At 37.9% G+C, this 25,810-nt stretch carries 26 protein-coding genes and 1 pseudogene; 17 read left to right on the forward strand and 10 right to left on the reverse strand.

Annotated features, from left to right (window positions below; translation table 11 throughout):
• Window positions 1–56 precede the first annotated feature (56 nt).
• Window positions 57–566, forward strand: a complete 510-nt coding sequence (locus BW142_RS08925; RefSeq protein ID WP_253188811.1) for a hypothetical protein — start codon at window positions 57–59, stop codon at window positions 564–566.
• Between the two features lie 64 nt (window positions 567–630).
• Here BW142_RS08925 and gloA read toward each other — a convergent pair whose 3' ends face one another.
• Complete coding sequence (gene gloA, locus BW142_RS08930) at window positions 631–1,158, reverse strand: lactoylglutathione lyase (protein ID WP_076924627.1); 528 nt, start codon at window positions 1,156–1,158, stop codon at window positions 631–633.
• A gap of 256 nt (window positions 1,159–1,414) precedes the next feature.
• Between gloA and BW142_RS08935 the strand changes: the two genes are divergently transcribed.
• Complete coding sequence (locus BW142_RS08935) at window positions 1,415–1,957, forward strand: hypothetical protein (protein WP_076924628.1); 543 nt, start codon at window positions 1,415–1,417, stop codon at window positions 1,955–1,957.
• Window positions 1,958–1,962: 5 nt separating this feature from the next.
• Here the strand turns inward: BW142_RS08935 and BW142_RS08940 are convergent, their stop codons facing one another.
• Both BW142_RS08940 and BW142_RS08945 read right to left on the reverse strand, forming a co-directional pair.
• Window positions 1,963–3,552: an MASE1 domain-containing protein gene (locus tag BW142_RS08940; protein WP_076924629.1), complete on the reverse strand. Its 1,590-nt coding sequence runs from the start codon at window positions 3,550–3,552 to the stop codon at window positions 1,963–1,965.
• On the reverse strand, window positions 3,539–4,168 hold the full coding sequence (locus BW142_RS08945; protein ID WP_024599605.1) for a response regulator transcription factor: 630 nt from the start codon (window positions 4,166–4,168) through the stop codon (window positions 3,539–3,541). The genes BW142_RS08940 and BW142_RS08945 overlap by 14 nt, the downstream gene beginning before the upstream one ends.
• Window positions 4,169–4,316: 148 nt before the next feature.
• Here BW142_RS08945 and BW142_RS08950 point away from each other — a divergent pair, with 148 nt between their 5' ends.
• Genes BW142_RS08950 through BW142_RS08960 form a run of 3 tightly spaced genes read left to right on the forward strand, consistent with a single transcriptional unit; the run spans window position 4,317 to window position 5,717 of the window.
• Window positions 4,317–4,769, forward strand: coding sequence for a DUF302 domain-containing protein (locus tag BW142_RS08950; RefSeq protein ID WP_076924630.1), 453 nt, complete (start codon window positions 4,317–4,319; stop codon window positions 4,767–4,769).
• A gap of 41 nt (window positions 4,770–4,810) precedes the next feature.
• Window positions 4,811–5,167 carry a hypothetical protein gene (locus BW142_RS08955; protein WP_253188812.1) on the forward strand — a complete coding sequence of 119 codons (357 nt, stop codon included), beginning with the start codon at window positions 4,811–4,813 and terminating at the stop codon, window positions 5,165–5,167.
• A gap of 34 nt (window positions 5,168–5,201) precedes the next feature.
• Entirely contained in the window at window positions 5,202–5,717 is a 516-nt protein-coding gene (locus BW142_RS08960) for a YetF domain-containing protein (protein WP_076924632.1), read from the forward strand.
• Window positions 5,718–5,800: 83 nt separating this feature from the next.
• Here the strand turns inward: BW142_RS08960 and BW142_RS08965 are convergent, their stop codons facing one another.
• Entirely contained in the window at window positions 5,801–6,418 is a 618-nt protein-coding gene (locus BW142_RS08965; RefSeq protein WP_076924633.1) for a trimeric intracellular cation channel family protein, read from the reverse strand.
• A 392-nt stretch (window positions 6,419–6,810) separates the two neighbouring features.
• Here BW142_RS08965 and BW142_RS08970 point away from each other — a divergent pair.
• From BW142_RS08970 to BW142_RS08995, 6 genes and pseudogenes are all read left to right on the forward strand, one after another.
• Window positions 6,811–7,399: pseudogene (locus BW142_RS08970) on the forward strand (cold shock domain-containing protein).
• A 277-nt stretch (window positions 7,400–7,676) separates the two neighbouring features.
• Window positions 7,677–8,654 (forward strand): PIN domain-containing protein, encoded by a 978-nt coding sequence (locus BW142_RS08975; RefSeq protein WP_076924634.1) that lies wholly within the window; start codon window positions 7,677–7,679, stop codon window positions 8,652–8,654.
• A gap of 109 nt (window positions 8,655–8,763) precedes the next feature.
• Window positions 8,764–9,246, forward strand: coding sequence for a hypothetical protein (locus BW142_RS08980; protein ID WP_143475923.1), 483 nt, complete (start codon window positions 8,764–8,766; stop codon window positions 9,244–9,246).
• Between the two features lie 362 nt (window positions 9,247–9,608).
• On the forward strand, window positions 9,609–10,559 hold the full coding sequence (locus BW142_RS08985; RefSeq protein ID WP_076924658.1) for a DUF4062 domain-containing protein: 951 nt from the start codon (window positions 9,609–9,611) through the stop codon (window positions 10,557–10,559).
• Window positions 10,560–10,694: 135 nt separating this feature from the next.
• Complete coding sequence (locus BW142_RS08990; RefSeq protein WP_024598369.1) at window positions 10,695–11,138, forward strand: hypothetical protein; 444 nt, start codon at window positions 10,695–10,697, stop codon at window positions 11,136–11,138.
• Between the two features lie 100 nt (window positions 11,139–11,238).
• Window positions 11,239–12,213, forward strand: a complete 975-nt coding sequence (locus BW142_RS08995; RefSeq protein ID WP_076924636.1) for a transposase — start codon at window positions 11,239–11,241, stop codon at window positions 12,211–12,213.
• Window positions 12,214–12,642: 429 nt separating this feature from the next.
• Here the strand turns inward: BW142_RS08995 and BW142_RS09000 are convergent, their stop codons facing one another.
• From BW142_RS09000 to BW142_RS09020, 5 genes are all read right to left on the reverse strand, one after another.
• A complete protein-coding gene (locus BW142_RS09000) occupies window positions 12,643–13,245 on the reverse strand; it encodes a thiamine biosynthesis protein ThiC (protein WP_076924637.1) in 603 nt (200 codons plus the stop codon).
• Window positions 13,246–13,596: 351 nt separating this feature from the next.
• Window positions 13,597–14,298, reverse strand: coding sequence for a metal-dependent hydrolase (locus BW142_RS09005; RefSeq protein WP_024589399.1), 702 nt, complete (start codon window positions 14,296–14,298; stop codon window positions 13,597–13,599).
• A gap of 165 nt (window positions 14,299–14,463) precedes the next feature.
• Window positions 14,464–16,092, reverse strand: coding sequence for a sensor domain-containing diguanylate cyclase (locus BW142_RS09010; RefSeq protein ID WP_076924638.1), 1,629 nt, complete (start codon window positions 16,090–16,092; stop codon window positions 14,464–14,466).
• Window positions 16,079–16,525 (reverse strand): hypothetical protein, encoded by a 447-nt coding sequence (locus BW142_RS09015; protein ID WP_076924639.1) that lies wholly within the window; start codon window positions 16,523–16,525, stop codon window positions 16,079–16,081. The genes BW142_RS09010 and BW142_RS09015 overlap by 14 nt, the downstream gene beginning before the upstream one ends.
• Window positions 16,526–16,527: 2 nt before the next feature.
• The gene (locus BW142_RS09020; protein WP_076924640.1) at window positions 16,528–17,790 is read right to left on the reverse strand and encodes a hypothetical protein; all 1,263 of its coding nucleotides are present in this window, start codon (window positions 17,788–17,790) and stop codon (window positions 16,528–16,530) included.
• A 359-nt stretch (window positions 17,791–18,149) separates the two neighbouring features.
• Here BW142_RS09020 and BW142_RS09025 point away from each other — a divergent pair, with 359 nt between their 5' ends.
• The 5 genes from BW142_RS09025 (at window position 18,150) to BW142_RS09045 (ending at window position 24,338) form a co-directional block, all read left to right on the forward strand.
• Window positions 18,150–18,962 (forward strand): ATP-binding cassette domain-containing protein, encoded by an 813-nt coding sequence (locus tag BW142_RS09025; RefSeq protein WP_171972320.1) that lies wholly within the window; start codon window positions 18,150–18,152, stop codon window positions 18,960–18,962.
• Window positions 18,962–20,410 (forward strand): DUF3526 domain-containing protein, encoded by a 1,449-nt coding sequence (locus tag BW142_RS09030; RefSeq protein WP_076924641.1) that lies wholly within the window; start codon window positions 18,962–18,964, stop codon window positions 20,408–20,410. The genes BW142_RS09025 and BW142_RS09030 overlap by 1 nt, the downstream gene beginning before the upstream one ends.
• Window positions 20,407–21,729: a DUF3526 domain-containing protein gene (locus tag BW142_RS09035; protein WP_076924642.1), complete on the forward strand. Its 1,323-nt coding sequence runs from the start codon at window positions 20,407–20,409 to the stop codon at window positions 21,727–21,729. Before BW142_RS09030 ends, BW142_RS09035 begins: the two co-directional genes overlap by 4 nt.
• A 15-nt stretch (window positions 21,730–21,744) precedes the next feature.
• Complete coding sequence (locus BW142_RS09040; RefSeq protein ID WP_076924643.1) at window positions 21,745–23,856, forward strand: TonB-dependent siderophore receptor; 2,112 nt, start codon at window positions 21,745–21,747, stop codon at window positions 23,854–23,856.
• Window positions 23,857–24,098: 242 nt separating this feature from the next.
• Window positions 24,099–24,338 (forward strand): hypothetical protein, encoded by a 240-nt coding sequence (locus BW142_RS09045; protein WP_076924644.1) that lies wholly within the window; start codon window positions 24,099–24,101, stop codon window positions 24,336–24,338.
• Window positions 24,339–24,407: 69 nt separating this feature from the next.
• Here the strand turns inward: BW142_RS09045 and msrA are convergent, their stop codons facing one another.
• Complete coding sequence (gene msrA / locus BW142_RS09050) at window positions 24,408–25,007, reverse strand: peptide-methionine (S)-S-oxide reductase MsrA (RefSeq protein WP_076924645.1); 600 nt, start codon at window positions 25,005–25,007, stop codon at window positions 24,408–24,410.
• A 293-nt stretch (window positions 25,008–25,300) separates the two neighbouring features.
• On the opposite strand from msrA, the gene BW142_RS09055 reads away from it, so the two are divergent.
• Window positions 25,301–25,495 carry a CPXCG motif-containing cysteine-rich protein gene (locus tag BW142_RS09055; protein ID WP_076924646.1) on the forward strand — a complete coding sequence of 65 codons (195 nt, stop codon included), beginning with the start codon at window positions 25,301–25,303 and terminating at the stop codon, window positions 25,493–25,495.
• Window positions 25,496–25,810 lie beyond the last annotated feature (315 nt).

Below are 25,810 nucleotides of genomic sequence, written 5' to 3' on the forward strand. Positions count from 1 at the left end.
GCCAGCAATGCTGCTGGTTTTAATACTTAACAAGGATGCTTATTGTAGTGGAAAAGATGCAGCAAACTAAAGAATGCATTATGTGTTTTAGCGCCATAGATTCACGGGCTAAAAAATGCCCGCAATGCACCTCACTTCAAGCTAAATATTCTAACTTAGAAAACAATCCCATTATTATTGGTGCATTGGCCTTAATTATTGTTGGTATTTTTGGGTTTATTTTTTATCAAAATATATATGTAGCAGGGCTTGAAGAACAAGCACAAAAAAACCTAACTGCTAATGTAAACCAAATTAGCACTAAAAATGAAACCGATGGTTTGTATGTTGCCTGTATAGGGCAAATAAAAAATGAATCAGATTTTTCGTTTAAAAATATAAAGTTTAAGGTCGATTTTTTAACAGATCAAAACACTCTAGTCGATACGCTATCAATAACCGACGAAGACCTAATTCTACAGCCTAATGACTCAACAAACTTTAGAGTAAGAGGGATAGCCCAAAAGTCTGCTAATAGTTATAACAACTGCCAAGTAACAATAACCGATGCTTGGGCCTATAAATAAAAATGAATTTTTACGATTAAAAAAACCAGCTAAAAAGCTGGTTTTTAATATAAATAAATCGTTATTACTGAGAAAGAATAATTTCAGTAATTCCCTCAGCAGAGAGTATTTCAATCCAGTAGCCGTCAGGATCTTTAATAAAGGCTAGGCCTTTCATTGAGCCATCATCTGGTTTTTTTACAAACTCTACATCGTATTTTGCAAAGCGCTCACAGGCCTCGTAAACATCCGGCACGCTAATACCAATATGGCCAAAGCCTTTAGGCTCTTGGTTGCCACTGTGGTAGCCCTCAAAACTGTCATCGTTTTCAGTGCCCCAATTATGGGTTAACTCAATTAACGCAGGGCGACGAAACACCCATTCAGCTTTTTCCTTATCATCGCCTTCTGGCAACTCTTGTTCGTAGCCTAAAAAGTAAAGCGTAAACTTCATACCAGGAAAGTCATACTTACCTAAAAGCTTCATACCCAATACATTTTCATAAAATTCTAAAGACGGCTTTGGATCTTTAATACGCAACATAGTTTGCTGCATCACATAGCCTTGCGTGGCTTGTTCAATTTGCTCTGGAGATTCGTTATAGCTAGACATGGTGATCCTTACTGAAAATAATAAAGCGAAAGCATAGATATAGTACTTAATTTATCATAATCAACCGTATGATAAATTTAAACCACTGCTTTACTTTTTAACCATTAATAGTGGAATTAACTGTCAAAAACGGAGCTTTATAAATAGCACGTGTTATTTTCTAAGCCATTTTCCTAGGTTGATTAGGAATATGGATGATTTTTTACTTTCATAATTGCTAATAAACTATTGAAAACTGGGACGTTAAGATACAAATATGACTTTATTAGATGAAAGTACAAAAGAATTTGGCAGCATGAGCGTATTACTTCACAACACCAATACAGCAAGTTACTGTATTGAGTGGTTTAGTAAAATGACCGGAGCGTCGATTACCTTAGCAAGAGTGGAAGCTGGCAAGTATTTAGTTACCCGAAAGTGGGCAGAAGGGCGCGAACTAGATGATGTAACCAGTGACTTTAACCGCGCTAACCAAGCCATTATTCATTTTTTGAATAATGTTGATATAGCTAAGATGAACGAGCAAAGAGTCGCCGCAGCTAAACTTTACTGTATAAATTTATTTGTAAAAGCAGAAGGTTTGAGGCCTGTTACTAACCCTAATTTACCAAAACCAAGGCTGCAAGACGCTATAGGCAAAAAGGTGATAGTAAAGTCAACCTTAGGGAATTGCCAAATAGCTACCGGACTATTGCTACAGCTGGTGGGTAACCAAGTTGAAATTCAGGTAAACCCAGATAGCGCATTTGATGATCAACCAAGGCAAAAGTTTTACACTAAGCAAGTATCAATTTGTTAAAGTGTTTAACGGCCAATATTTATAGGCAGTTTTACCTTAATGGTAAAGCCGCCTTGATTAGTAACCTTAAAGCTACCACCCAGCGCAATAGCTCGCTCTTGTATAAAAGCTAAACCATAGTGACCTGAGTTTTCTGTTGGCTTTACTTCGCTTCCGTTATCACTAATTTCTAATTTTATAAACTGACTATCCGTTTTAATATTTATAATAAGTTTGGTCGCGTTACTATGCTTAATACAATTGGTAACAGCTTCTTGGCAAATCCTGTAAACGGCAATTTCATGCGCTTTAGTGAGCGTATCATCTACGTTAAAATTAACCTCATAGCTTATATTTGCTTTTGTAAGTAAACTTTTTAATCGCCCTTGAGTCATCGCATTTTCTAGCCCTAACTCGTCTAATTCACGAGGGCGAAGGTAGTGCATTAATTGGTAAACAGAATCGTACATAGAGTTTGCATTGTTTTTTAACGTAGCCACAAACGATTGTGTTTTTTCATCACAAAGGTGCGATAAAATAGCCAAGTCGGTTTTTAAAGCCGTTAAGTTTTGCCCAAGTTCGTCGTGTAACTCTTGTGAAAGGTGCTTACGCTCGTTTTCTTGCACGCTCACCATTTTAGCCCCAAGAAGGGTATTTTGATTAAGCTGCTTAGTTAGTGCGCGGTTAATCTTTTTTAATTCAGCATTTTTACGTTTAAGCTCTGTAATTGCGGCGCCTAACACCATGCTGGTAATCGCATTAGCCAAAATAAACAACTGGCTAATATAGGTATTGCTAGGCTCATGGGTCATGCTTGCTTCAACTATTATGAGTGCATTTATAAGTGTCGCACTACTTACTGCGCCTAATACGCCAAAGCGATACGAAAACCAAATAATAGGTAATAACGATGCAAGGCGTAGTAATGGGTAAGTATCGGGCCGTATAAGGTATACAAGCATCGCAACAAGTAAAACAGTAGCTAACGTAACCGTTAAATTAGTTACTTTAAGTAATGCCGGGCGCTTTAACGAAAGGTTCAAAGAGTGAAGCAGCATAATAAACGGCGCAACTAATAACGAGCCTGTTATATCGCCAAGGCACATATTTAACTGATACTGTAATAGCTCTTTAGCAACCAATATGTTTGTAAATTCAAACGCACTAGAAAACAAAAACCACTTTATTGAGGTACTCGCAACACACAATAAAATCAACGAAAGTATACCTAAACTATTATTAATACTTGGTGGCCAGCGGCTATGTTTAAACACATACACAAGGGCAAAAAAGCAAAGCTCCTGCCAAAAACCATGCAGTAAATTAAACTCCCAAACCCCGGTCATTGTATAACCTAAGTGAGCAGCCAAAGCACGAGACGATATCCACAACGTAATCCAATACTGAGTTGGCGAAAGCAAATAAAAAGCAATTTTTATCCCTGCAGGAATAAATATAGCGCTACTTTCAGGGACAGTTTCTAAATTAGCCCCAACCCAAAAAGCAGCAATACAGGCAATAAAATAAATTACGCCAACTACAAACTGCTTTGTAATTTCTTTAGCGGTTGCTGCAATAGAAAAATTAAAAGCAGGTAATGTACTAGGTAAGTTCATCTAGCTGAATTACTCCCGCATCAATCGCTATTTTTAGCAGTTCAAACGATGTTGTTACATTAAGCTTGCTGTAAATATTTGCTTTATGCACATGCGCTGTTTTAGGCATTATTTCTAATTTTTGTGCTATTTGCTTTGCATTAAAGCCCTTTGCTAACAGTGGTAAAGCTTCGAGCTCTCGGTTAGTTAAAATAGTTAACGCTGAGTTTGGCGTATTTAAAGCAAAATTCACATCTTCACTTATATAGCGTTTACCTAATGCAACCGATTTAACTGCATCAATTAACTCCTCCGACGCAGATCGTTTAGACACGTAACCAAGTGCGCCTAATCGTAGCGCATTACTTACATAAGGTTCGTAATCGTGCATGGAGGCAACAATGGTTTTAATTTCAGGGAAATTTTCGTTAAGGTAGGTTAAAAATGTAAGGCCGGTTTCTGATTCATTAAGTGATATATCAACAATAAATATATCGGGTTGTTCAAGCTCAACAGCCAGTTTTGCTTGGCTAACATTGCAGGCTTCTATTATTACTTCCCAGTCTGCTTGTAGCTCTAGTAGTTTTTTAAAACTGTCGCGTACTAATTGATGATCTTCAATTATTCCAATGTGCATGTATTTCTCCCTTTAAATTTATTATACATTGAAACAGATAACCATCAGCCAAAAAATTTATTAAATTTAATTACCTAGCAAAAAATGTACATTGTAAAAATTAAAGGAGCAATAACGCTCAGTATTTTTATATTTAAACGGAGACACTATGAAAACACTAAATATTATTTTTGGACTCGCATTACTCTTTGCTATTACAAATGCTAACGCAGTAGAGGGGCTAATTTCAGTAAAAAGCCCATTAAGTGCAAAAGCCACTATGGATAAGTTTGAGAATTTGGCAAAACAAAAAGGGCTAAATATATTTGCACGAATAGATCACGCTGCTGGTGCTAAAAAAGTAGAACAGCAACTACGCCCAACAGAGGTTCTTATATTTGGTAACCCCAAAGGCGGCACACCTCTTATGCAGTGCGCACAAACAATAGGTATTGATTTACCGCTAAAAGCACTGGTATGGGAAGACGCACAATCGCAAGTGTGGTTAAGCTATAACGATCCTACTTATATAGCTGCGCGCCATAACGCAGTAAATTGCCCAGCGGCTAAAAAAATAGGTAAAGTATTAGCAGCACTGGCAGAAAAAACTGTTGGACCATAAAACTAAATTTAAACAATGCATTAGCTAAATTAAGGATGATTTTGAAACAATCTTCAATCGTATTTTTAGCCGTAGTAAGCCTGTTTTTACAGGCTTTTTTGCTAATTTCGCTAATTAGTTTTTTTATAGGTATTTATAATGCTTATGCAGCATTTGCTGGTGGCGATCCTAAATTAATAGCAGGGCATATTTCATCAGGTATTGTAATTTCGTTAATACAAATTGCACCAGCAATACTTGGCTATTTTATAAGTTACATGTTGATTAAAAATAAACGCGTAAATGACTTTGCATTGCTTAAATCTGCTTTAAAGTTTTATGCGTATCTATGGCTTTTATTTATCCCCATTGGTACGATTTTAGGTGCAAAGTTATTAACTCAATTAAAGAAGGGTTAAATTTAATAGCGGCTTTAAAAATAAAGGAGTAACCATGTTTTTTGATGATGTTCAGGGTTTAGTGCGCGTACTTATTATTGGCGTATTGGGTTATGTAGCGCTGGTGTTTTGGTTGCGTGTATCGGGCAAGCGAACACTATCTAAATGGAACGTGTTCGACTTTGTAGTCACCATTGCGCTGGGCTCTATATTAGCGTCTGTTATTATTTCAAAAAGTGTCGCGCTGCTTGAAGGCATATTGGCCTTTGTTGTTTTAATAGGGCTGCAATATTTAATTACCTGGCTCAGTGTTCGCTCATCTAAATTTGCAGCTTTAGTAAAAGCTGAGCCCACGTTGTTACTGAGTAATGGTGAATATTGCACTGCTGCACTTAAATCGCAGCGCGTAACAAAATCAGAAATTCGCGCTGCTATTCGTGGTGCGGGCATATTAGCCATAGAAGATGTAGCCGCCGTAGTGCTAGAGACCGATGGCAGTTTTAGCGTAATGCCGCACAATAGCAGCGGGTTAAAAACCGCGTTAAGCGATGTAGTGAGTGTTAAAGAGTGATAGAGAGCATTAAAGAGTAATAAAAGAGGAGACAGGTATGATTGCCTAGCAGATTTAAGCCTGTCTCATTTAATTTATTTAAGTTACTTAGCAGGTTCTAATAAACTAAATGTAGGTAAGCGCCACTTAAAGCGTATTGATGCCATACGTATTAAGTACCCCGCAACCAAGCTCACAATAATGCTTATGTTGTCGTCAATATTGTAATGGTGTAATGCTAAGTATAAGCACGCTACAATTAACGATACGCTGGCATATAGCTCATTGTGTAATACTAACGGTGCTTGGCGACATATTAAATCGCGCAGTAACCCACCAAATACGCCAGTAACAACTGCGGCCACTACACAAATACCGTAATGTAATCCCATATTAAGCCCCACTTGGCAGCCAATAATACTAAAGGCAGCTAAACCAAGGGCATCCAAGCGCATAAATATACCTTTAAATTTAACCACCCATTTAGCCAGCCACGTAGTGACAATGCCGGCAATACAGGTAATTAATAAATACTCTGGGTGTTGTACCCACGTAAGCGGGTAATTGCCTAGTAATATATCTCGAACGCTACCACCACCAATTGCGGTCGCACTAGCTACTAGCACCACGCCAAACCAGTCCATTTTCATTCGCCCTGCGCTAAGTGCGCCAGTCATGGCTTCTGCGGTAATACCAATAATATAAACAACGGTTAGTAACATGAGATAATCACTTGAAATTTGTGCGTAAAAATAAGGTGTGGATTGTATAGATAAATTAAGTAAATAACGAATGAAAAATCATACTAAAAAAGCATCATTCAGATAGAAATAACTAATAACAAAAACCAGTGTAAACAAGCTGTTAAGTTCATAAGTGGGTGCGCAATGATTCATGTGAATTAAAGGACATATGACCGCAAAGTATAAATAAAACAGGTTGGATTTAGTTGTTTTTAGCGCGTTTATTTTTCAGCTAACTTTAATAGCGAAAGCGTGAAAATTAACGCAATATGAATAATTGGTTGCATGGTTTTAATTTAGGAACGTATAATAACAAGTGTTAACTAAATGGAATTTGCGTAAAACGCAGCTTAAGCATAATAGGCGGATACATGCACAAAGGATTGTTAAAGACGTGGAAAACAGACAAAGGTTTTGGTTTTATTAAATCAGACACCTTAGAACACGACACGTTTATACACATATCAGCGCTCAAACACATGAGCCGCAAGCCTAAAGTTGGCGACACCATTTACTTTGAAGTAGCAACACAGCCCGACGGTAAAACCAAAGCAATTAACTGCCGTATAGAAGGCGTTGCAGAGCTTAAAGCACCTTATCAAAAACACAATAACCAGCCGCACCGCATTGCTAAATCTAATTTTGCCAGTAGCTTTTTAGGTAAAGTTGCCTCAATTGCGCTTATTGCTGTACTTTGTTTATATGCATTTAATAGATACAACGCTCACTCAAGCAGCCAAACTCCCATTATTAGCAATGCCGATTTAGCCACCTTTGATGTTAAACACCCAAAAATCGTGAACCCTGAGAACACACAAAATTTTACGTGTGATGGCAGGCAGTACTGTACTCAAATGAGTTCGCGAGCCGAAGCCGTATTTTTTATTAATAACTTGCCCGGATACAAAAATGGATGGGGATAGAGATGGAAAACCTTGCGAGAGTGATTCACGATTTTAAAGGGTCGGGTTATAAAGCTTTCAGCTTTAAATAAAAATAGATTTAATTAATGGCTGTGTACAAATACAGTTATTTGCAATTTTCCCCAGAACATTATTAAAAGTCGTTTCGGGGTTAAATAATAAAGGCCATTGAATAACTCTTTTATTTAATTGTTATTAATAGAGTTATTTAGTGTAAATATCGAACAACATAATATACGCCGTTTTGGGGAGTTATAAACCCCAAAAGCGGGGTTCAATAAGCTGTTAAGCATCTAATCGAACTAGGAGTTAGCGTGAACTTATTTATAGACACAAATGTATTCTTATCTTTTTATCACCTATCAAATGATGATCTGGAAGAAATTCATAAATTAACAGTCCTTATTGAAAAAAGAGAGGTGACTTTATGGCTTACAGAACAAGTTAAAGATGAATTCAAACGTAATCGCGAAAATAAAATATCAGAGGCAATGAAAAAACTTAAAGAACAAAAAACTAAGCCTCAGTTCCCTCAAATTTGTAAAGATTATGAAGAATATCCTGAAATAAGAGAACTACAAAAACAATACTCTCAAAAACTATCATCATTAACAAAAAAAGTTACTGATGATGTTACTGGAAGTACCCTGAAAGCAGATCAAAAGATAAAAGAATTGTTTGCTAAATCGAAAGTAATTGAGACAACGAATGAGCTTGTTGCAAAAGCGAGATTTAGAATGGATGTTCGAAACCCACCAGGAAAAGATGGATCTCTTGGTGATGCAATAAACTGGGAGGGTCTACTTGAGTCGGTTGAAGATAATCAAAAATTGTATTTAATTGCGGATGACAAAGACTACTATTCAGTTTTGGATGAGTATAAATTAAAAGAATTTCTTTCTGATGAGTGGAAAGACAAAAAATCAGAAGAAGTTGTCTTTTATCGACGATTATCCCAATTCTTTAAAGACCACTATCCTGATATCAAGTTAGCAACTGAACTTGAGAAAGAATTAGCTATCCGCAATTTAGTCAATAGTGGAAATTTTGCTAATACACATAGTGCAATTTCTAAGCTCAGTAAATATGCAGAATTTAATAAATCACAAGTTAATGAACTAGTCCAAATATGTTTCACGAACGATCAAGTTGGCTGGATAATTGGTGATGATGATGTTGAAGAGTTTTATAAATCACTTTTGGATAATCACGGTGATGTAATTGAAGATGAACTTAAGCTCAAATTGGAAGAAGCATTAAAACCAGCTGGTTCTGATGATGACGATGCTTAACAAGCTAATAAACAAGGACAAAATACGGCTGGCTATCTCGCTTCGCTCGTATTTTAGCCCGCCAAATTTTGCCTGTTATTAGGGCGTTATGTTTTATAGGAGAGTTAATGTGAAAAAAGTGTGTAACCATCTCATCGAAGAGATCACTAGTAAGCAAGGCTACACTGCTTTATTTAAAGCTTTTGTAGTTATCACAACCGTATATTTAGTTTCAATAATTCAAGTTACAAACATTATTTTACCAATCGAAGCTGACGCATATAAATTAAAATTTACAGTTGAGAAAGAACTTAAAAAAAGCATTGAATTTGATAGCCTTGTTTGTAAAATTGAGACGAAATCTTACGCGGATTGTAAACTAGCTAAGTACAAATATGAATTATCGAACTCTTCTATAGGAGCCTTAGATGTATTTCAAGAACTCCTGTATCTTCTAGCATACGTTACTGGATTACTCTCTGTGGTTGGATTTATTTGTTATCCGTATACTACTAAAAGTACTAAATCCGAGGAAGCGGGCAATAACTCTGAGGATGCGAAACACGAAGAAGTGGAAAATAATCCCGAAGATGCGAAATCAAATAACATATAATTAACATTGACATATATGGACGCTCCCTTGAAGTCAAGACGAGCTAATGTATAAACATCAAAATTGATGCCTTTATTTTATTATCATGTATCCCATTTCACAGTCATGATGCGTCACAAGCTTGCTGAAAAGCAAAGGAAATTAACAAGAAAAGGAAATTAACAAGACACCCACTCTAAATTTTGTTAGACGATGATGATGTTCATTTTATAGGTTAAGCGCCTAGCAAGTTGCTCGAGCAGGAAAATTATAGTTGGCTGCAGCTCGTACCTCACGAATTTTAGCCAACCATAATTTTCTTCTTAGCAAAGCGTTAAGTGCTCGTGTTGTTATCTGGCTTCTGTGTTCAAAAAGAGAAATTAATGAAAAAAAGATTACAAGTATTCGTATCATCAACATATTTAGATTTAGTTCCTGAAAGACAAGCTGCCGTTTCCGCGATATTGAAATCAGGGCATATACCTGCTGGAATGGAGTTATTTACAGCTGGAGATCAAAGTCAATGGAGTATTATTAAGCGTTGGATTGATGAATCAGATGTATATATGCTAATTTTAGGGGGGCGATATGGAAGTGTTGAACCAGACAGTGGTTTAAGTTATACCGAGTTAGAATATAATTATGCCCTAGATATAGGGAAACCACTATTCGCAGTTGTTATAAACGATAAGGCATTAGATGCAAAAATAAAAAAAATTGGCGCTTCTGTTTTAGAAAAAGATCATCCGGTTGAACTGAGTGCATTTAAACAAAAAGTATTATCGAATATGTCATCATTTTACGACGATGAAAAAGATATTCGGTTATGTGTTCTAGAAAGCTTACCAGAGATCGCCGCAACTAGAGAATTAGATGGTTGGATATCAGGTGCAGAAGTACCAGATACGAAAAGCTTGGTTGATGAAATAACACGATTAACCAAAGAAAATAGAGATCTGACAAATGAGATGAGCTCACTTCAAGACAAGCTTAAAAAAGCACCATCCTCTAAGGAAAATTCGTCAAATGAGGAGTTGGCTATCATATTAAAATCAATTGAAATTGACTTTCCGAAAGCCATGGAACAGCCTAAAATGAATTTATACGCAGCGCTGATGTGGTTAAAAGATCCTCTTGTGACGGGGATTACAAATGGGCATGGATCTGATGATTTAACCATGTTTGTTTATCAAAATATACTTCCTAAGTTACAAATACATAATCTTGTAATAAATGAAAAAGTTGCATCTGTAAAATATCGACGTTTTTCTTTAACCAAGCATGGGCAAGAGTTTTTAGCTTATATTGAAAAGAAAGAAATATTAAATAAATAGCACTTAACAAAAGACTATGGCGTCATGAATTAGAATTAAAAAATTAACCAGACACCCATATGGAAATAAACAAGACACCCATCTTAAATTTCAGCTTAGTCAGCAGTGCAGAGCAAGTTTTCGGAGTATTAAAAAATGGACTTTGTTATATGCTTAATTTTATTTTTATTGTTCTATATTTTAGTCAATTATATCCAAAGCATTATTGGGTATTACCCTAAACTAGCTAGAGAATATAAAACGGATTTAATTATTTCTGATTCCTCACTTTTAAAATCAAGCAGTATGTACTTGACGAATGTGGCAGATATTTCTCGTGAGAAAAACAGTGAATATCGGACTTGGCTAAATATCAAATCATTTCAGCAAGGTATATTTATAAGCCAAAAACGGATGTTGATTTTACTATTTCCCAGGAGTTTTTTAATACCATGGGAGCAAATTAGTTTAATAAAAGAAAAAACTAATTTTCTTAAAAATCAATATCTTTATAAAGTCGAATGTAAAAAAGAACCTGTTTATATCATTACGAAATTCGATTTATTAAAAAGCGTAAGTAACAAGAATTTACGAGAATAAATGAAGTCAGGAATATTAACAGTGACACCCATCCTAAATTTTGCTCTTTTCAAAATTTAGGACTACGTTTGGTTAGTGCAAAAAACGAGCGGGGTGTCTTATGGCAATTGCAAGAAAGCGTCAAGTAAGTTTGGTTGATACAAAATACTACCATTGTATTTCACGTTGCGTGCGTCGTGCATTTTTATGTGGCGAAGACCGCTTTACAGGCAAATCTTACGAGCACCGCAGAGGCTGGGTTGAAGATAAACTGCTTGAATTAGCTAAGGTATTTTGTATTGATGTATGTGCTTATGCTGTTATGAGTAACCATACTCACTTAGTCCTGTATGTGGATGATAATCAAGCAAACAGGCTTAATGATAAAGCGATTGTTATTCGTTGGCATAAACTCTGTAAAGGCACAGTGTTAACACAGAAATATGTACGAGGTGAAAAGTTAAGTAAAGTTGAGCTCATATTTTTCAATCAAACGGTTAAACAATATCGCGAACGCTTATCAAGTATCAGCTGGTTTATGCGGGTGTTAAATGAAGACATTGCGCGCAGGGCAAATAAAGAAGATAACTGTACTGGCAGGTTTTGGGAGGGACGATTTAGTTCACAAGCATTATTAGATGAAGCCGCATTGGCGGCCTGCATGGCGTATGTAGACTTAAACCCCATCAGAGCCAAAATGGCTAATACCCCAGAAGAATCAGAGCATACTAGCATCAAACAACGCATAACATATGCAAAGGAAGGCAAGCAACCAAAACAACTCCAGCGCTTTGCAGGCATGCCACGTCAGATTATTCCGAAAGGGCTGCCGTTTAAGCTTAAATCGTACCTTGAACTTGTTGAGCTAACAGAGCGAATAATACGAGAGGATAAACGCGGGCATATTGATAATATGAACCTTCCTTTGTTAGAAAGGCTTAATATATCCCCAGAAAACTGGTTAAAACTCACTACGCAATTTACGCGCGTATTCCATGGTGCGGTAGGAAGACCCAATTCACAAGCAAGTTACTGTGAAAATTTAAAGCGTAAACGGCGATCAAATATTAGTAATTGCGAAAAGTTACTCGCATAAAACTTAAGCTATTCAGTAATAAATCATAACTGCATTATGCAGTTATTTCATGTGTGTAATTTAGGTTTAATAGGGTTAATGACTTATTTAACGGATGAAATAAAAGTGACCCAGCAATAAAAGATAAATTCTTAACCTGAAGAGCGAATTTTTTGGCATAGTTCTGCTTGTTCAATTAAGGTGGCTGACTGGTTTGGTATGGTTTTTTAAGCCATTTATAGCCTCTAAAAGCGAAGCGCCTCATAACCTCTTTGTGAATTAGTCTTTAGAGATTACGAAGAGGGCATTAACTTGGGATACGGTAGACGAACGCTTTAAGTTGAAAGTGGGCGTCACTTTAAACGTAAAACATCGGCGAATTAGCACTCTAATACACGCCGATGTTTATAACTCATTTAAATAAGCACATTACTTGTAAGGTATTTGGCCTTAGTCTGCTTTACGGTAAAGGCTTATTAAGCATATCGCTAAAAGTAACGTTGCAATCATACCCGAAGCGCCAGCAACAGCTGATGGAAGAAATCCATCACGGCCAAAGGTTATTAAAATACCATTGGCTAACATTGCAACTCCGCCTGCTAGGGCTGTAAGGCCTCCAATGGCTTTGCCACCTTTAGCTAGAAAAGACAGGCCAAAAACAAGAGCTGCTAATCCTAATAATAATTTAGCTGCGTAGTAAATCATGAATGACAGAGAAACCACGCCACCTATTAAAGGTTGTGCGCCTTCTACAGTGCCCGCTACTTTTCCAAATGTTGAAAACAAAGTAAGGCCAATACTCACCTGTACTATGTTAAGTACCGCACTAAACGCGATTGCCGACCAGCCTAGTTGAGCGTTTTTTGCTTGCACCATAGATGTGCCTGCAAAGGCAACAAGTAAAGTAAATACCAGTGCTTCTAGCCCCCAAGCCACCTGCCTTGAAAAACTAATTTCTGCACTGTAAAGAACAGAATAAATACCCTGTGATATAGCCAATACCAATAATAACGATGCTGTAATTAGCATGGTGCGTTTATTCGTAAATTCCATTATTTACCTCTTATAATTTTATATTTAATGCTTTAAAAAGATTCGACAGGTTTGAATACGTCAAACAGGGAGCTTTTTAGCTAATTAGCTTTTACACTTAGCCTATAAGACAGGTAAAGCTATTTAATTATTTCACCTAAACCTATAAAAGTATTAATTAATAATAAATAGGCTAAAGCTTTGGCTTTTTAAATCAAAACTTAAATTGTAAAACTGTTTTGATTCAAGCCATTTATGCCCTCTAAATGCGCAGCGACTAATTCCCTCTCAGTAAATCAACGTTTAACTATCTTAATTATCAAGAGGGCATTAATTTCGAGTATGTGCTTAAACGGCTTAATACTTACGACGTTAAGATAAAAACGTAAAATGAGACCAGTCACTTAACGCTGTAATAGTTTGCTTTGTAGGGGGCGCAACATAGATCAAACCTGCAATGGCAATAATTGACGCTAGCGTAATTAGTTTATTATCGAAGTCAGCTATTTTTAAAGCGGTTCCGAAAGAGCGTTTAATCGTGACATTACTTAAATCTACACTGTAAATTTCATCTAGCAATAAATGAATTAACCCGCCAAGTAAAATAAACCCACCCGTTAACCAGGCAAAAACGGCTGCTTGTGTTGTTGATTGGTCATTTAGTTTCCATACTACTTGAGTTGTTAATAGCGCGCATAACAGTATAAATAGTAAAGAGTGGCAACTACCTCTGTGTACTGTGATCCATTCAAAAATAGGTCTAATAATGTATTTCATAAATCCGTAAACCAATAACGGCACTACGATTAACTCGATAAAGCTAATTTCAATAATGAGCTCGGTGGTTATGTAATGCAGTACCAGTAATACAGCGCTGAGTGCGAATAAGTTAAAAATAGTATCGAGTGATGTTGAGTTATCTGAATCTATGTCGGGTAATAAGCCGCCGATTGAGCCTAAAAACCATAACCAGAGCGCGCCCTTTAATTCAATATGTCCTGCAGATAATAAGGTGGCTGAGGCTAAGCCTGTGATGATTACGGCAGTATTAAGATGAGTATTGAAGTTTGCCATTGTATCTCTTGATAGGAAAATAGGGGGGCATTCTAACAATTGAAAAGTTTATTGTTCAATATTCTTTAAAGATTAAACTGTAAATAACCTGGGCTCTGGTTAATAAGTCACTCTTTGGCAGCTATTTTTGGTGCTAACTGTGTTTAAAGTGCTCAATTAACCCTCTTACTTTTTAAACTCGTCATAAAATGCAATTTGCCCTCGGCCAGTTTCTTTTACGTGGTAGAGCATTTTGTCACCGTTGATCATTAATTCGAGTAGCTCTTCACCATCATTAGGGCCTACTGCAATACCAATGCTTGCACCCACGGCGCATGTTTTATTTTGTGAAATATAAATGTCTTGTTGTAACTCGTTTAGCAAAGCGATGGATTGCTCACGCGTTGTTGCTTTGCTGTAGGTATTAACTTGCCTTGCAACAATAAATTCGTCACCGCCTAGTCGGATACATATGTCGGTTTCTTGATTAAAACGCTTTTTAAATCGGTGCGCTATTTCAATAAGTACTTTATCTCCGGCTTCGTGGCCGTAGGTGTCATTTATTGGTTTAAACTTATCTAAATCAATCATCATTAGTACAAGGTGCTGATTATGTTTAACACACTCACGAAGCGCTTTTTTGAGGCGTTTTTCACCCGCGCGGCGGTTAAGTAGGTCAGTAAGTGGGTCGTGATCGGCTTCAAAACGGGTTTGAAATTCGCGTTCGGCGCGTTCAGTTACATCATGTAAAATGACTTCAACTAAGTGTTCTTGATGAGCGTTTCGCTTTGTTTCACGTTGCTCTGTTAATCTTACAAATAAGCAGTGCAACCAAATGGTTTTATGGCCCACTTTACACTCTATATCTAGGGTCGCTTGTGGCGGGTTTTTATCACAACGAATATCTGCAAGCAGGCTTTGTAACTCATCTACGTTATTTAATAGAGCAGGAAAGTGCAAGGTTGATAATTCTTCTTCGCCGGGTACGGTAAAGTAATGTTTAAACGCGGGGTTAAAGGTGGTGATAATATTATTGTCATCTAATAAACAAATACCGGCGCTGGCTTGTTCAAAAATAAGTCTAAATTTAGCTTCTAGTTCTTGAGTTTTTTTACGAAGGGATTGCTCATTACTAATGGTTAACTTTAACTCATGCATTAGAGCGTTTATACCATGCGTTAGCCTGCTTATTTCGTCTCGCTTACCTTGTTTAAATTCTAGCATTGTCATGGTTTCGGGATTAGTGGGGTCAATTGTCGCAAAGCTGTCTGTTAGGTTTTGAATAGGCTGAGTAAGCCATTTGCGTACAACTAACGACACAAAAAAAGCGATGACGATTGATTGAATCAGCATTAAAAGAAATTCTTTTATAAGTGATGACTGTGCTTGCTGTTCAATAAATTTATCGTCGGGGTATATGGCAAGTACACCTATAAAGGAGCCTTCTATAAAGGGGTGAATTAATTTAATTAAAACAGCTTCATTTTTTTTGTTAGTAGAACCACTTGCAATAAATAACTCCATTTCGCCTTTTGCGTTTGCTTCTCCTTCTAGGCTTGCGCCTTGCACTAAATCGTTACTTAGTAAGCCATTAATAATTTCTTGGCTTAATTCACGATCGTTTAAGTAGGCTGCTATTGCTGCTGTTTTTCCCATTGTTTGTGCTAACTGCTGCACGAGTAGGTAATTGGTGTTTTTCTTTTCTTTAAAACCCGAGTAATAAGAAAGTGTTGACGATACTAACGTAACTACAATAGCGACAATGGCGATTGATAGGGCAACGCGTACGTAAAGTGCTTGGCTAATTTTTATCAAATGTGTATACCACTTTTACTGCGTCTGTAACCTGCGATTGAGGAATATAGCCAATTGCAAATTGTGATGCCGCTATTTTGTTTAACGCGTCTTTAACGGATGTTGACGGTGTTGGGGGCTTTGCGCGCCCTGAAAACAATAACCTAGCCCAATAAGCATTAATTTTTTGCTCATCTTTGTTGACCAGTTGTAGGTAAAAGTCATTTTTTAATGCTGATTGCGCCGGCAAATCGAGTGGTTTAGAGGTTTCACCATCAGGGAACGTTAAATAACGGCCCATGTAAATATCAATAACTTCGCGCTTAGACAAGGCGTTAATTGTATTGCTTTTATTTACCACCACTACAAATTCTGTAGATTTTGCATTAACACTAACAAGGAGCAGGCATAGCGGCTGCAACAGATAAAGGAGTACGTTACGATAGCTCATCATTGTTAAAACACCATACTAGCGTTCAAACTTAGCATATGTACTTTGTGGCCTTCGTCTACATCAGCCGGATTACTAAGGCTCCATAACCCCGCGCCTACGGGCTTTATATCAAAGCGGTCTAGTTGGGCTTTTAGCACTAAGCGCTCCGATAGCTGCCATTTTACACCTATGTTAATTGAATGCTGATGAACATAAGGCACTTTAATAGCAGCTTGTGTTGCAAGTGCTAGCTGTTGTATTGGTTCTGAAATTTGCTCGGGTGTGCCTGGTGAAAAAACAGGAGCGTTTACTTGTATAACATCATGACGATTTTTTGCTGCTGAAAAGCTCGTGTAAAATATTGCATTGTTTACCCTATACCCAGCGCTAATATAAGTGCTGAAAACTGAGGGGGCAATTATCCAATCGGATTCTGAAATACCTACTTCAGATTGAATAAGCCAATTATCATGGTCGTAGGTAAGTCCAAACGCGGCATATTCTATACTGTGGCCTTTGGTATTAAATTTGTTAGATATAGTGTCTGCTTGTGGCCATATACTTTGTGGGACAGCGTCTAGTAAAGCTAAAAACTCATCTAGTGAGTCCAGCTTATAGTCACCAAAATCAGACTTTGAAAGTGAAAAGCGCACTGTCCAAGAATCCAGTGAATAGGTAGCACTTAAGGTTGTTAAATTATCAAAATCTATAAAAAAGTCTTTGTTGTATGCTTGCAGCTTTGCTGTAGAGCTACCATAGGCGAGCTTTAAGCGTAAAAACCCTTCATTAATGGCTTTACTGTATTCAATATCCACGCCGTCGTAATTTCCTGCAATGTTTGCAAAAGAGTAGTATTCGTGAGGAGGGCGTATCCATAAGTAGGCGTATCCTACATAAGGATATTCAGAGAGTAAGTAAAGATCGCTATTTAGCCGACCAGCACGGATAGCCCAATGGCGTGAGGGGCGGTAACGTACAAAGGCGAGCTCTAAAAAATTATCAAGACTTTTAAAGGTATGATCTTGTAAAACGACTTGTACCACGGAGTCCCAGTTTTTTGAGAGTGAGATATTAGCTTGCCCACCTAAAATTGAATCACGCGTTGCTGAAAAGCCTGTATCGTTTTCGTTTAAATAATTAGATGCAAAGGCGATATCTGAATCGTCAGTGTAACTGAGTGTTAAGGATGCAAAACCGCTAAATTGCACGTCTATTTCATTTGCATAGCTTTTATTAGCAGCAGAAATTACCAATATAGCTATGGCAATTGTACCTCGGAACAACATGTTAGCGCTTATTTTTATGATATAGATAATAAAAAGATAGCACATTTTTTTAAATTACCAACTTTACTAACATACGTTTTTACCACAGGCATTGGGATGGCGTGGACAGGCAGCTTACATTCTTTAGTGTTGGTTTTTAATTTAACTTAAATTGTAAATTTAAAACATAACACTATTCTAAGTTTTCATAAAAGGGGCTTTTTTAAGCTGCTTTAATTTTTACCTCTCAAAGTAATATTATATTAACTACGTAACGTTATTTATCTTATTTGTTAATTTACAATGTTATACTGTTGCAATAAGTATTTGATATAGTATAACATTCACTCCTATGTAATTTCCCTAAATAGAGTTTTAGTGTGACAACACCTACCGCGATTAATAAAACACCACCAATTGAACAAAAAACGTTTGATAAACACGTTAGCAACACAGGCGCCGCTTTAAACGATACGATGATTGAAGTGAGCTCTTTAAATTTTAGTATTAAAAATAACGCTATTTTAAAAAACTTAAGCTTTAGTGTGGCTGCAGGCGAGGTGTATGCGCTACTCGGTGGTAATGGTGCAGGTAAATCAACTACATTAAAAACGTTACTCGGATTTAATAAACCAACTCAAGGCTCTGTAAAAGTAGCCGGTAAAGAGGTTACACAAGCGCTTGATTTTGTACGTGGCAAAACCGCGTATTTGCCAGAGTCGGCAACACTTTACCCGCATTTAACTGCTCGCGAAAATGTTGAATATTTTTTATCACTTGCTGATATTAAAAAATCAGATGAACAAATTAACGCGGCTTTTAATCGTGTTGCATTACAGCGCGATGCGTGGGACCGCCACATGCAAACTTATTCAAAAGGCATGAGGCAAAAAACAGCAATTGCACTTGCGATACTGCGTGAAGCTCCGATATTTTTACTAGATGAGCCTACATCGGGCCTAGACCCTGTTGCCATTGATGAATTTAATCAACTTGTACGTGAGCTTGCATTAACTGGTGCGACTATTTTAATGGTTACGCACGATGTGTATGGCGCGTGCCAAGTGGCAAATCGTATTGGTTTACTTAAAAACGGTGAGCTGGTGGGAGAGTATGATGCGCCCCAAAGTGGGCGTATTGATACCGAGCAAGTACACGCTGCATTTGGGCATCACGCTAATAGAGGTGCTTAATGAGTATAAATAACTTTTCAAAGGTGGTGATTGTTGCCAAAGATGAGTGGCGTTATTGGCTTCGCTCAAAATTAGCAATGACCGTGCTTGCTATTGGTTTGGTGCTCACGGTTGCTTCGGTGATTGTAACGGCTATTACCATGATGGAGCTAAGCCACACACGGCATGAGTTACAGGCAACTAGCGATAAAAGCTTTGTTGATCAACCCGACCGTCATCCACACAGAATGGTGCATTATGGGCATTATGCATTTAGAACGCCTTCACCACTTAGTACGCTTGACCCTGGTATTGATGCCTACACAGGCAACTCAATATTTTTAGAAGGGCACAGACAAAATAGCGCAATGTTTGCAGATAGCCGCCAAGGTACTGCATTAACTAAATTAGGTAGTTTAACGCCTGCATTTATTGTACAAACACTCGCACCTTTATTACTGATATTAATTGGCTACAGCGGTATTAGCCGCGAGCGTGAGTCACAAACACTCTCGTATTTGTTATCGCAAGGTACATCGGGCGCAACGCTTATTGCAGGTAAAGGGTTGGCGCTACTTTCTGTTGTGGCTTTAATTTTAACTCCGCTGACGATATCGGCTTTATTTACACTTGGCTCAGGCGAAGGCTTACTTGCGGTTGCAAGCTTTGTGCTTGGCTACGCTTTATATTTAATTGTGTGGGTGCTGCTTATTTTACTGGCATCGAGTGTGTTTAGTAAAAACAGCGGCAGCTTTACAGCACTTGCCTTTGTTTGGATTTTACTGTGTATTGTAATGCCACGTGTAGCAAGTACAACAGCCTCCACGGCAGTGTCATCAGCAGGCAAAATAGAAACCGACTTTGCTGTAAAAGCAGAGCTTAGAAAACTAGGTGACGGGCACAACACAAACGACCCCGCATTTAAGCAATTTAAACAATCGCTCCTTAATAAATACAACGTTAGCAGTATTGATGAGTTACCCGTTAATTTTAGAGGGCTAGTGGCAAGCGAGTCTGAGGCTAAACTCACAAGCGTACTCAATAAGTTTGCTGAGCAGCGTATGCAAGCTGAGCTTAAACAAACACAGGTATCGCGTTATTTTGGTTGGGTTTCACCTATGGTGGCTATTCGGTCGTTATCGATGATTGTGGTAGGCACGAGTATTGAAACCCATCATCGCTTTTTACGCGAAACCGAGCAGTTGCGTTTTGATTTTGTGCAAGGGCTTAACAAAGTTCATGTAGAAAAGCTTAGCTACCAAGACGACATGAACCGCAATGCCGATACTGCTGCAACCCAAAAGGCACGTGTAAGTGCTCAAAATTGGCAAATACTGCAGGACTTTACTTTTAATGTAGACAGCTCAAAAGCGAGAGCGCAGCGAAGCATACCTGCTTTTTTACAGTTATTACTTTGGATTGCGGTGCTGTTAGGCGGTATTAAATTTGTAGGGAGGCGTTTGTTATGAGTTACCTATTAAAACAGCTTGCGCGTGAATGGCGCTTTTTACTTCGCCAAAAATACTTAGTGGTATTACTGGTGTGTACCTTTGTAATGTCGGGGTTTGCAGTTTTCAGCGGGCTTAGTGAAGTAACACAGCAAAAGCAAACTATTGAGCGCTTAAAAGCCGCCGATTTAACAGACTTAACTAACGTTCAACATAAATACGAAGACCCAGGCTCGCTTGCCTATTACAGTTTTCACTTAACGTATTCATCGCCTTCAAATTTAGCGTTTGCTGCTTTAGGCGAGCGCGATATTTATCCGTGGAAACACCGCTTAAACCTACTTGCGCTAGAGGGACAAATTTACGAAAGCGATGCGCAAAACGCAGAGCTAGCGCAGGCGGGTAAAATTGATTTTGTATTTGTAGTAAGTGCATTAGCACCGCTGATAGTTATTTTACTATTTCATGATTTATTTGCTAATGAGCGAACAAGCGGTAGGCATGATTTATTAGTAACTACTGCTAAGTCGTACTTTGCATTATGGGGGGCGCGAATAGCAGTGAGGTTGATTGCAGTAATAGTGTGTTTAATGCTGCCATTTTATATAGGTACATTGCTTAGTCATTCGGCCCTTGCTGATGTGGGGTTTGTTACTTTTATTTGTGTAATTTACATTGCGTTTTGGACTGCGCTCAGTGTGTGGTGGGGTAAAAACGCCAGCAGTGCGCCGCGTGTTGCTTCAACGTTAATTGGTTTTTGGGTGTTAGTTGCTTTTATTATTCCTATTTTAGGCGATTTAGTTATAAACAAAACGGTGCACTCACCAAAGGGCGGCGACATTGTGCTTACTCAAAGAGAGGCCGTTAACGATGCATGGGACTTACCAAAGAAAACCACAATGGATGCTTTTGTTGCATCAAATCCACAGTGGAAAGATCACGTTGATATGCAAAGCGAGTTTGAGTGGAAATGGTATTACGCATTTCAGCAAGTTGGAGACGAAAAAGCAGGTGAACTTTCACATGCGTATCGTGATGCAGCGCATACAAGGTATCAATTAGCGGGAATTGTATCGTGGTTTTCACCGCCATTGCTGTTACAACGCACTTTTACACGACTGGCGAGCACTGATGCTTTAGCTGCATTTAGATACGAATACCGTATGCGAGGATTTCATAAAAGTTTAAGGGAGTTTTACTACCCTTGGCTCTTTATAAAGGGTAACCCACCAAAAGCGGCGCTTAAGAATATGCCTAGCTTTAAAAAAACAATGCTTAATGAAATGGATGAGCCTGAAGTTACAGGCGTTAAGCTAAAAGAAAATTTATCAGTTAACTAATTAACAAGGTTTATAATGAATACCAATAATAAAGGGCTAAAGCTCACCTATTTAAGCGCATGCTTAGTCAGTTTATTTAGCAGCCATGCTATGGCAGTTGAGCAAAACCAAAAAGATGACAGCGTTAATAATAGCCCTATTGAAAGATTGGCTGTAATTGGTTCGCGTCAAGCGTATCAAGGTAAATTTAGTGCGTTAGAAACACCGCAATCAGAACTGAAAATAGATTTAGAAGCCCTTGAAAACGCAGGTGCGATAGATTTAAACCAAGCACTTGATTTATCGGCTTCGGTTGCTCGTCAAAATAACTTTGGTGGGCTTTGGAATAGCTTTGCACTACGTGGTTTTGTAGGCGATGAAAACTTACCAAGTAATTACCTTGTAAATGGGTTTAATGCCGGGCGTGGTTTTGGTGGTTCGCGTGATTTGTCGGGTATTGAGTCGGTTGAGGTTTTAAAAGGCCCACGCGCGGCTTTATTTGGCCGTGGAGAGCCTGGTGGAACTGTAAACCTTGTTACTAAACGCCCAACGTTTGATACAAGTGGCGAGCTAAAGCTAAGCGTAGGCAGTTTTGATACCTACCGGGCTGATGTAGATTACACAACGCCCCTTAACGACGATGTAGCAATTAGACTGGTTGGTTTTTATGAAGACGCGAAAAGCTTTCGCGATACGATAGAAACAACTAAACAAGGCTTTAGCCCATCAATAACGTGGAATATTAATGATAATAGCCAACTAATATATGAGCTTGAATACAGCGACCAAGAAGTCCCTTTTGATAGAGGTGTATTAGCTATTGATGGTGAACTTGGTTTAATACCAGAAAGTCGCTTTTTAGGAGAACCAGGTGATGGCCCAATAGAGGCAGATGTACTTGGTCATCAATTAGAGTTTGTTCATGACTTTAATGATAACTGGAGCATATTACTGGGCGCTAACTATCGTGATACATCGCTTGAGGGTTTTGCTACCGAAACCGGTTTTGCAGGTGTTGTTGATGGCGAGGTAAATCGCTTTAGGCGTTATCGTGATTACGATGCTAAATATCAGGTGTTTAGAGCTGAAGTAACCGGTAATTTAGAGGTTGCTGGGTTAAAGCACCGCTTAATAATTGGTGTGGATTCTGATAAATTCGAAAATGATCAATTTGTTCTTCGCGTGCGTGGCGATCAGTTTATTAATGTATTTAACCCCGTGTATGGTGCGTATGAGTTACCTACGCCAACGGCCAATACCGATAAGTTAGAAGTGCAAGAGTCTTTAGGTATATTTATACAAGACCAAATAAGCCTAACCGATAAGCTTGATATACGTATTGGTGCACGTTTTGATAACTACGAACAAACACTTAATAACCGTTTAGCTGATACTCAATCAAAGCAAAACGAATCGCGTGTTAGTCCGCAGTTTGGTGTTGTGTATGAGGCGAGTGAGTTTTTATCTGTTTATGCTGCTTATGGCGAAAATTTTAGGCCTTTATCAGGCACTGATACAAATGGCGATGGTTTTGAGCCAAATCAATCAACGTCGTCAGAGGTAGGGGTTAAATTTACTTTAAACGATGGCGCACTGTTTGGCACCGTTGCTGTATTTAAAGTAGAACAAGACAACATGCTGGTAGTTGACGATCCTACTGCATTTACTTTTGCTGCAATTGGCGAAGCACAAAGCAAAGGCATAGAAATTGATATAAACGGTGATCTTACTGATGATGTAAGCCTATGGTTATCGTATGCGTATGTTGATGCAACCATTGAAAACTCATTTTTTGATGCGAACTTTGGCTATACAGTAGAAGCGGGAAGCTCTTTATTAAATATTCCGGAGCATCAATTTAGTTTACAGCTAGTTAAATCGTCTGAATTATATGGTAAAGCCGTTAAATTTGGTGGAGGCTTAGTTTATGTAGGCTCACGAAACGGCTTTTTTGGTACCGATTTTGAGTTACCAAGTTACACAACAGCGCGTACATTTGTTGATGTTGACGTAACTAAAGCATTTGGTTTACGCGCAGAGGTAGACAATCTGTTTGATGAAACCTATTACACTAACTCATTTGCTGATGCGTGGGTTCAACCGGGGACACCGCGTAGCGTAAGGTTAAGTGCGACTTTTAAGTTTTAAACGTACACATTAAAATGATACAAATGAAAAGGCTGCTTTATTTAAGCAGTCTTTTTACATTGGTTATAAACCGTTAGGTTTTTAGGTTCTGTCTAGCGCTGTTTTGCATCAACAAGTAACACTTAACTTAATAACAAAGGCTTTATGAAATAGACGGTGGATAAGTAAACCTTTATTATAAATTCCTTGTTTTGCCAATGTTATAGCTAGGATTTAATAGCAATATAAAATGGAGATTAATTGTGGAAGATAAATTAAAAGAAAAAAGTGTGACACAGAAATTTTTTGGTGAATATTCTTGGATGTATAAAGTTTCAACGTTTCTTGCTTTTATTATGGTTATTTACATTAGCTTTAATGGAGAGGGAAGTGTTTGGACACAGCTTGTGAATGGTGATTTTAATTCTGCTTTGCTTGTTAGCATTGTTGGTTACTTATCTGAATTTAGATATCGATTTATTAAAGAATCTCGAAATAACTAATAAGATTAAAAAGCGACTAATTTAAGCGGCTTTTTAATCTTTTACAGTGAAATACCTAATTAGACGTAATTAATGAGTTGCTCTGTCGCCCCAAATATCTTCTAGGCGGCTATCTCGACCACAACGCCAGCGATAGGTGTTGTAACGGATTGGGTTGTTTTTGTAATAATCTTGATGAAAGCTTTCTTTTCCTTTAATAGGGTAAAAGGTACTTGTGTTTAGTATTGGTGTAACCACAGTTTGATTAGGGAACTCGGCAGCTACTGCAGCTTTTGTTTTTTCAGCTAATTTACGTTGTTCGTCGTTTTCAACAAATATAGCACTTAAGTAACTAGGGCCCTTATCGCAAAATTGGCCTCTGGCATCAAAAGGATCAATATTAACCCAGTAATGATCAAGTATGCCTTTGTAGCTTACTATGGCTGGGTCGTAAGTAATTTCTACGGCCTCGTAATGGCCTTTATGATTACCATTGTACGTTGGGTTTTTAAGTTTACCGCCAGTAAAACCCGATATTACATCGGTTACGCCTTCTAGTTTTTCAAAGTCGCTTTCCATACACCAAAAGCAACCTCCAGCTAGAACGGCTTTTTCGGTTTTAGCTGCATGAGTAAATGTGCTAAACAATATTGCGGCAGATGTTAATGCTAATGCGAGTGATTTTTTCATAAAATTATCCACCTGTAGAGTGAGTTTATAAATGCTTGTAAAGTTAGACCCGCTAAGTGCTAATACTATTTCATTGTAGAGGCATTGTATTAGCAGGCTAACACTTATCTATGGTGCAAAATAATGTGCTTAAGTAAGTTTTATAGTGTTAGGGCTTGTCGTTAGATCACTTTATAAGTGAGCAGCATGGTTTAATTAGTTTAGCCATATAAGTGTTATTTAATGGGGTGTTGAATTATGCTGGCTTGTTCATTAAAGTGACAACATTCGAGATATAAATTAGCAGGTGATAAATGAACCAGTTAACTGAAAAATCAATAAGCTGCCCTTATTGCGGCGAAAGTATAGAAGTATTACTTGATGCAGCAGATATTGATGAGCAATACATAGAAGACTGCCAAGTATGCTGTAAGCCTATTTCGTTTGTAGTATTTGAAGATGATGACGAGTTAAACGTTAATGTTTACAGTGAAGACGAAGCATTTTAACTAGTTAATTAGATACTAGGGTCTGTTGATCTTTCAAGGTTAAATTTGCAGCAGTCTGTTTGGTATTTAGGCAAGGCAGAGCCTATACAGTGTGGTTATTCCCCATAAATAGGCGATAACGTAGCATTAATGCCAAACAGGCGCTGCCCAAAGGGTTCTTCCTAGGGGCTATTTACTCTTTGTTGCTCGGTTTTTACTTAGCCCACTAGGTTACAAACCTCGCGCCGCGATTAAATAGCCCCTAGTTTGAACAAATTTCAATCCGCAAAGATCAACAGACCCTAGGCTGCAAAATTGCAGCCTTTTTAATGCGTA

Source organism: Pseudoalteromonas sp. EB27, from assembly GCF_001974875.1.
GTDB lineage: Bacteria > Pseudomonadota > Gammaproteobacteria > Enterobacterales > Alteromonadaceae > Pseudoalteromonas.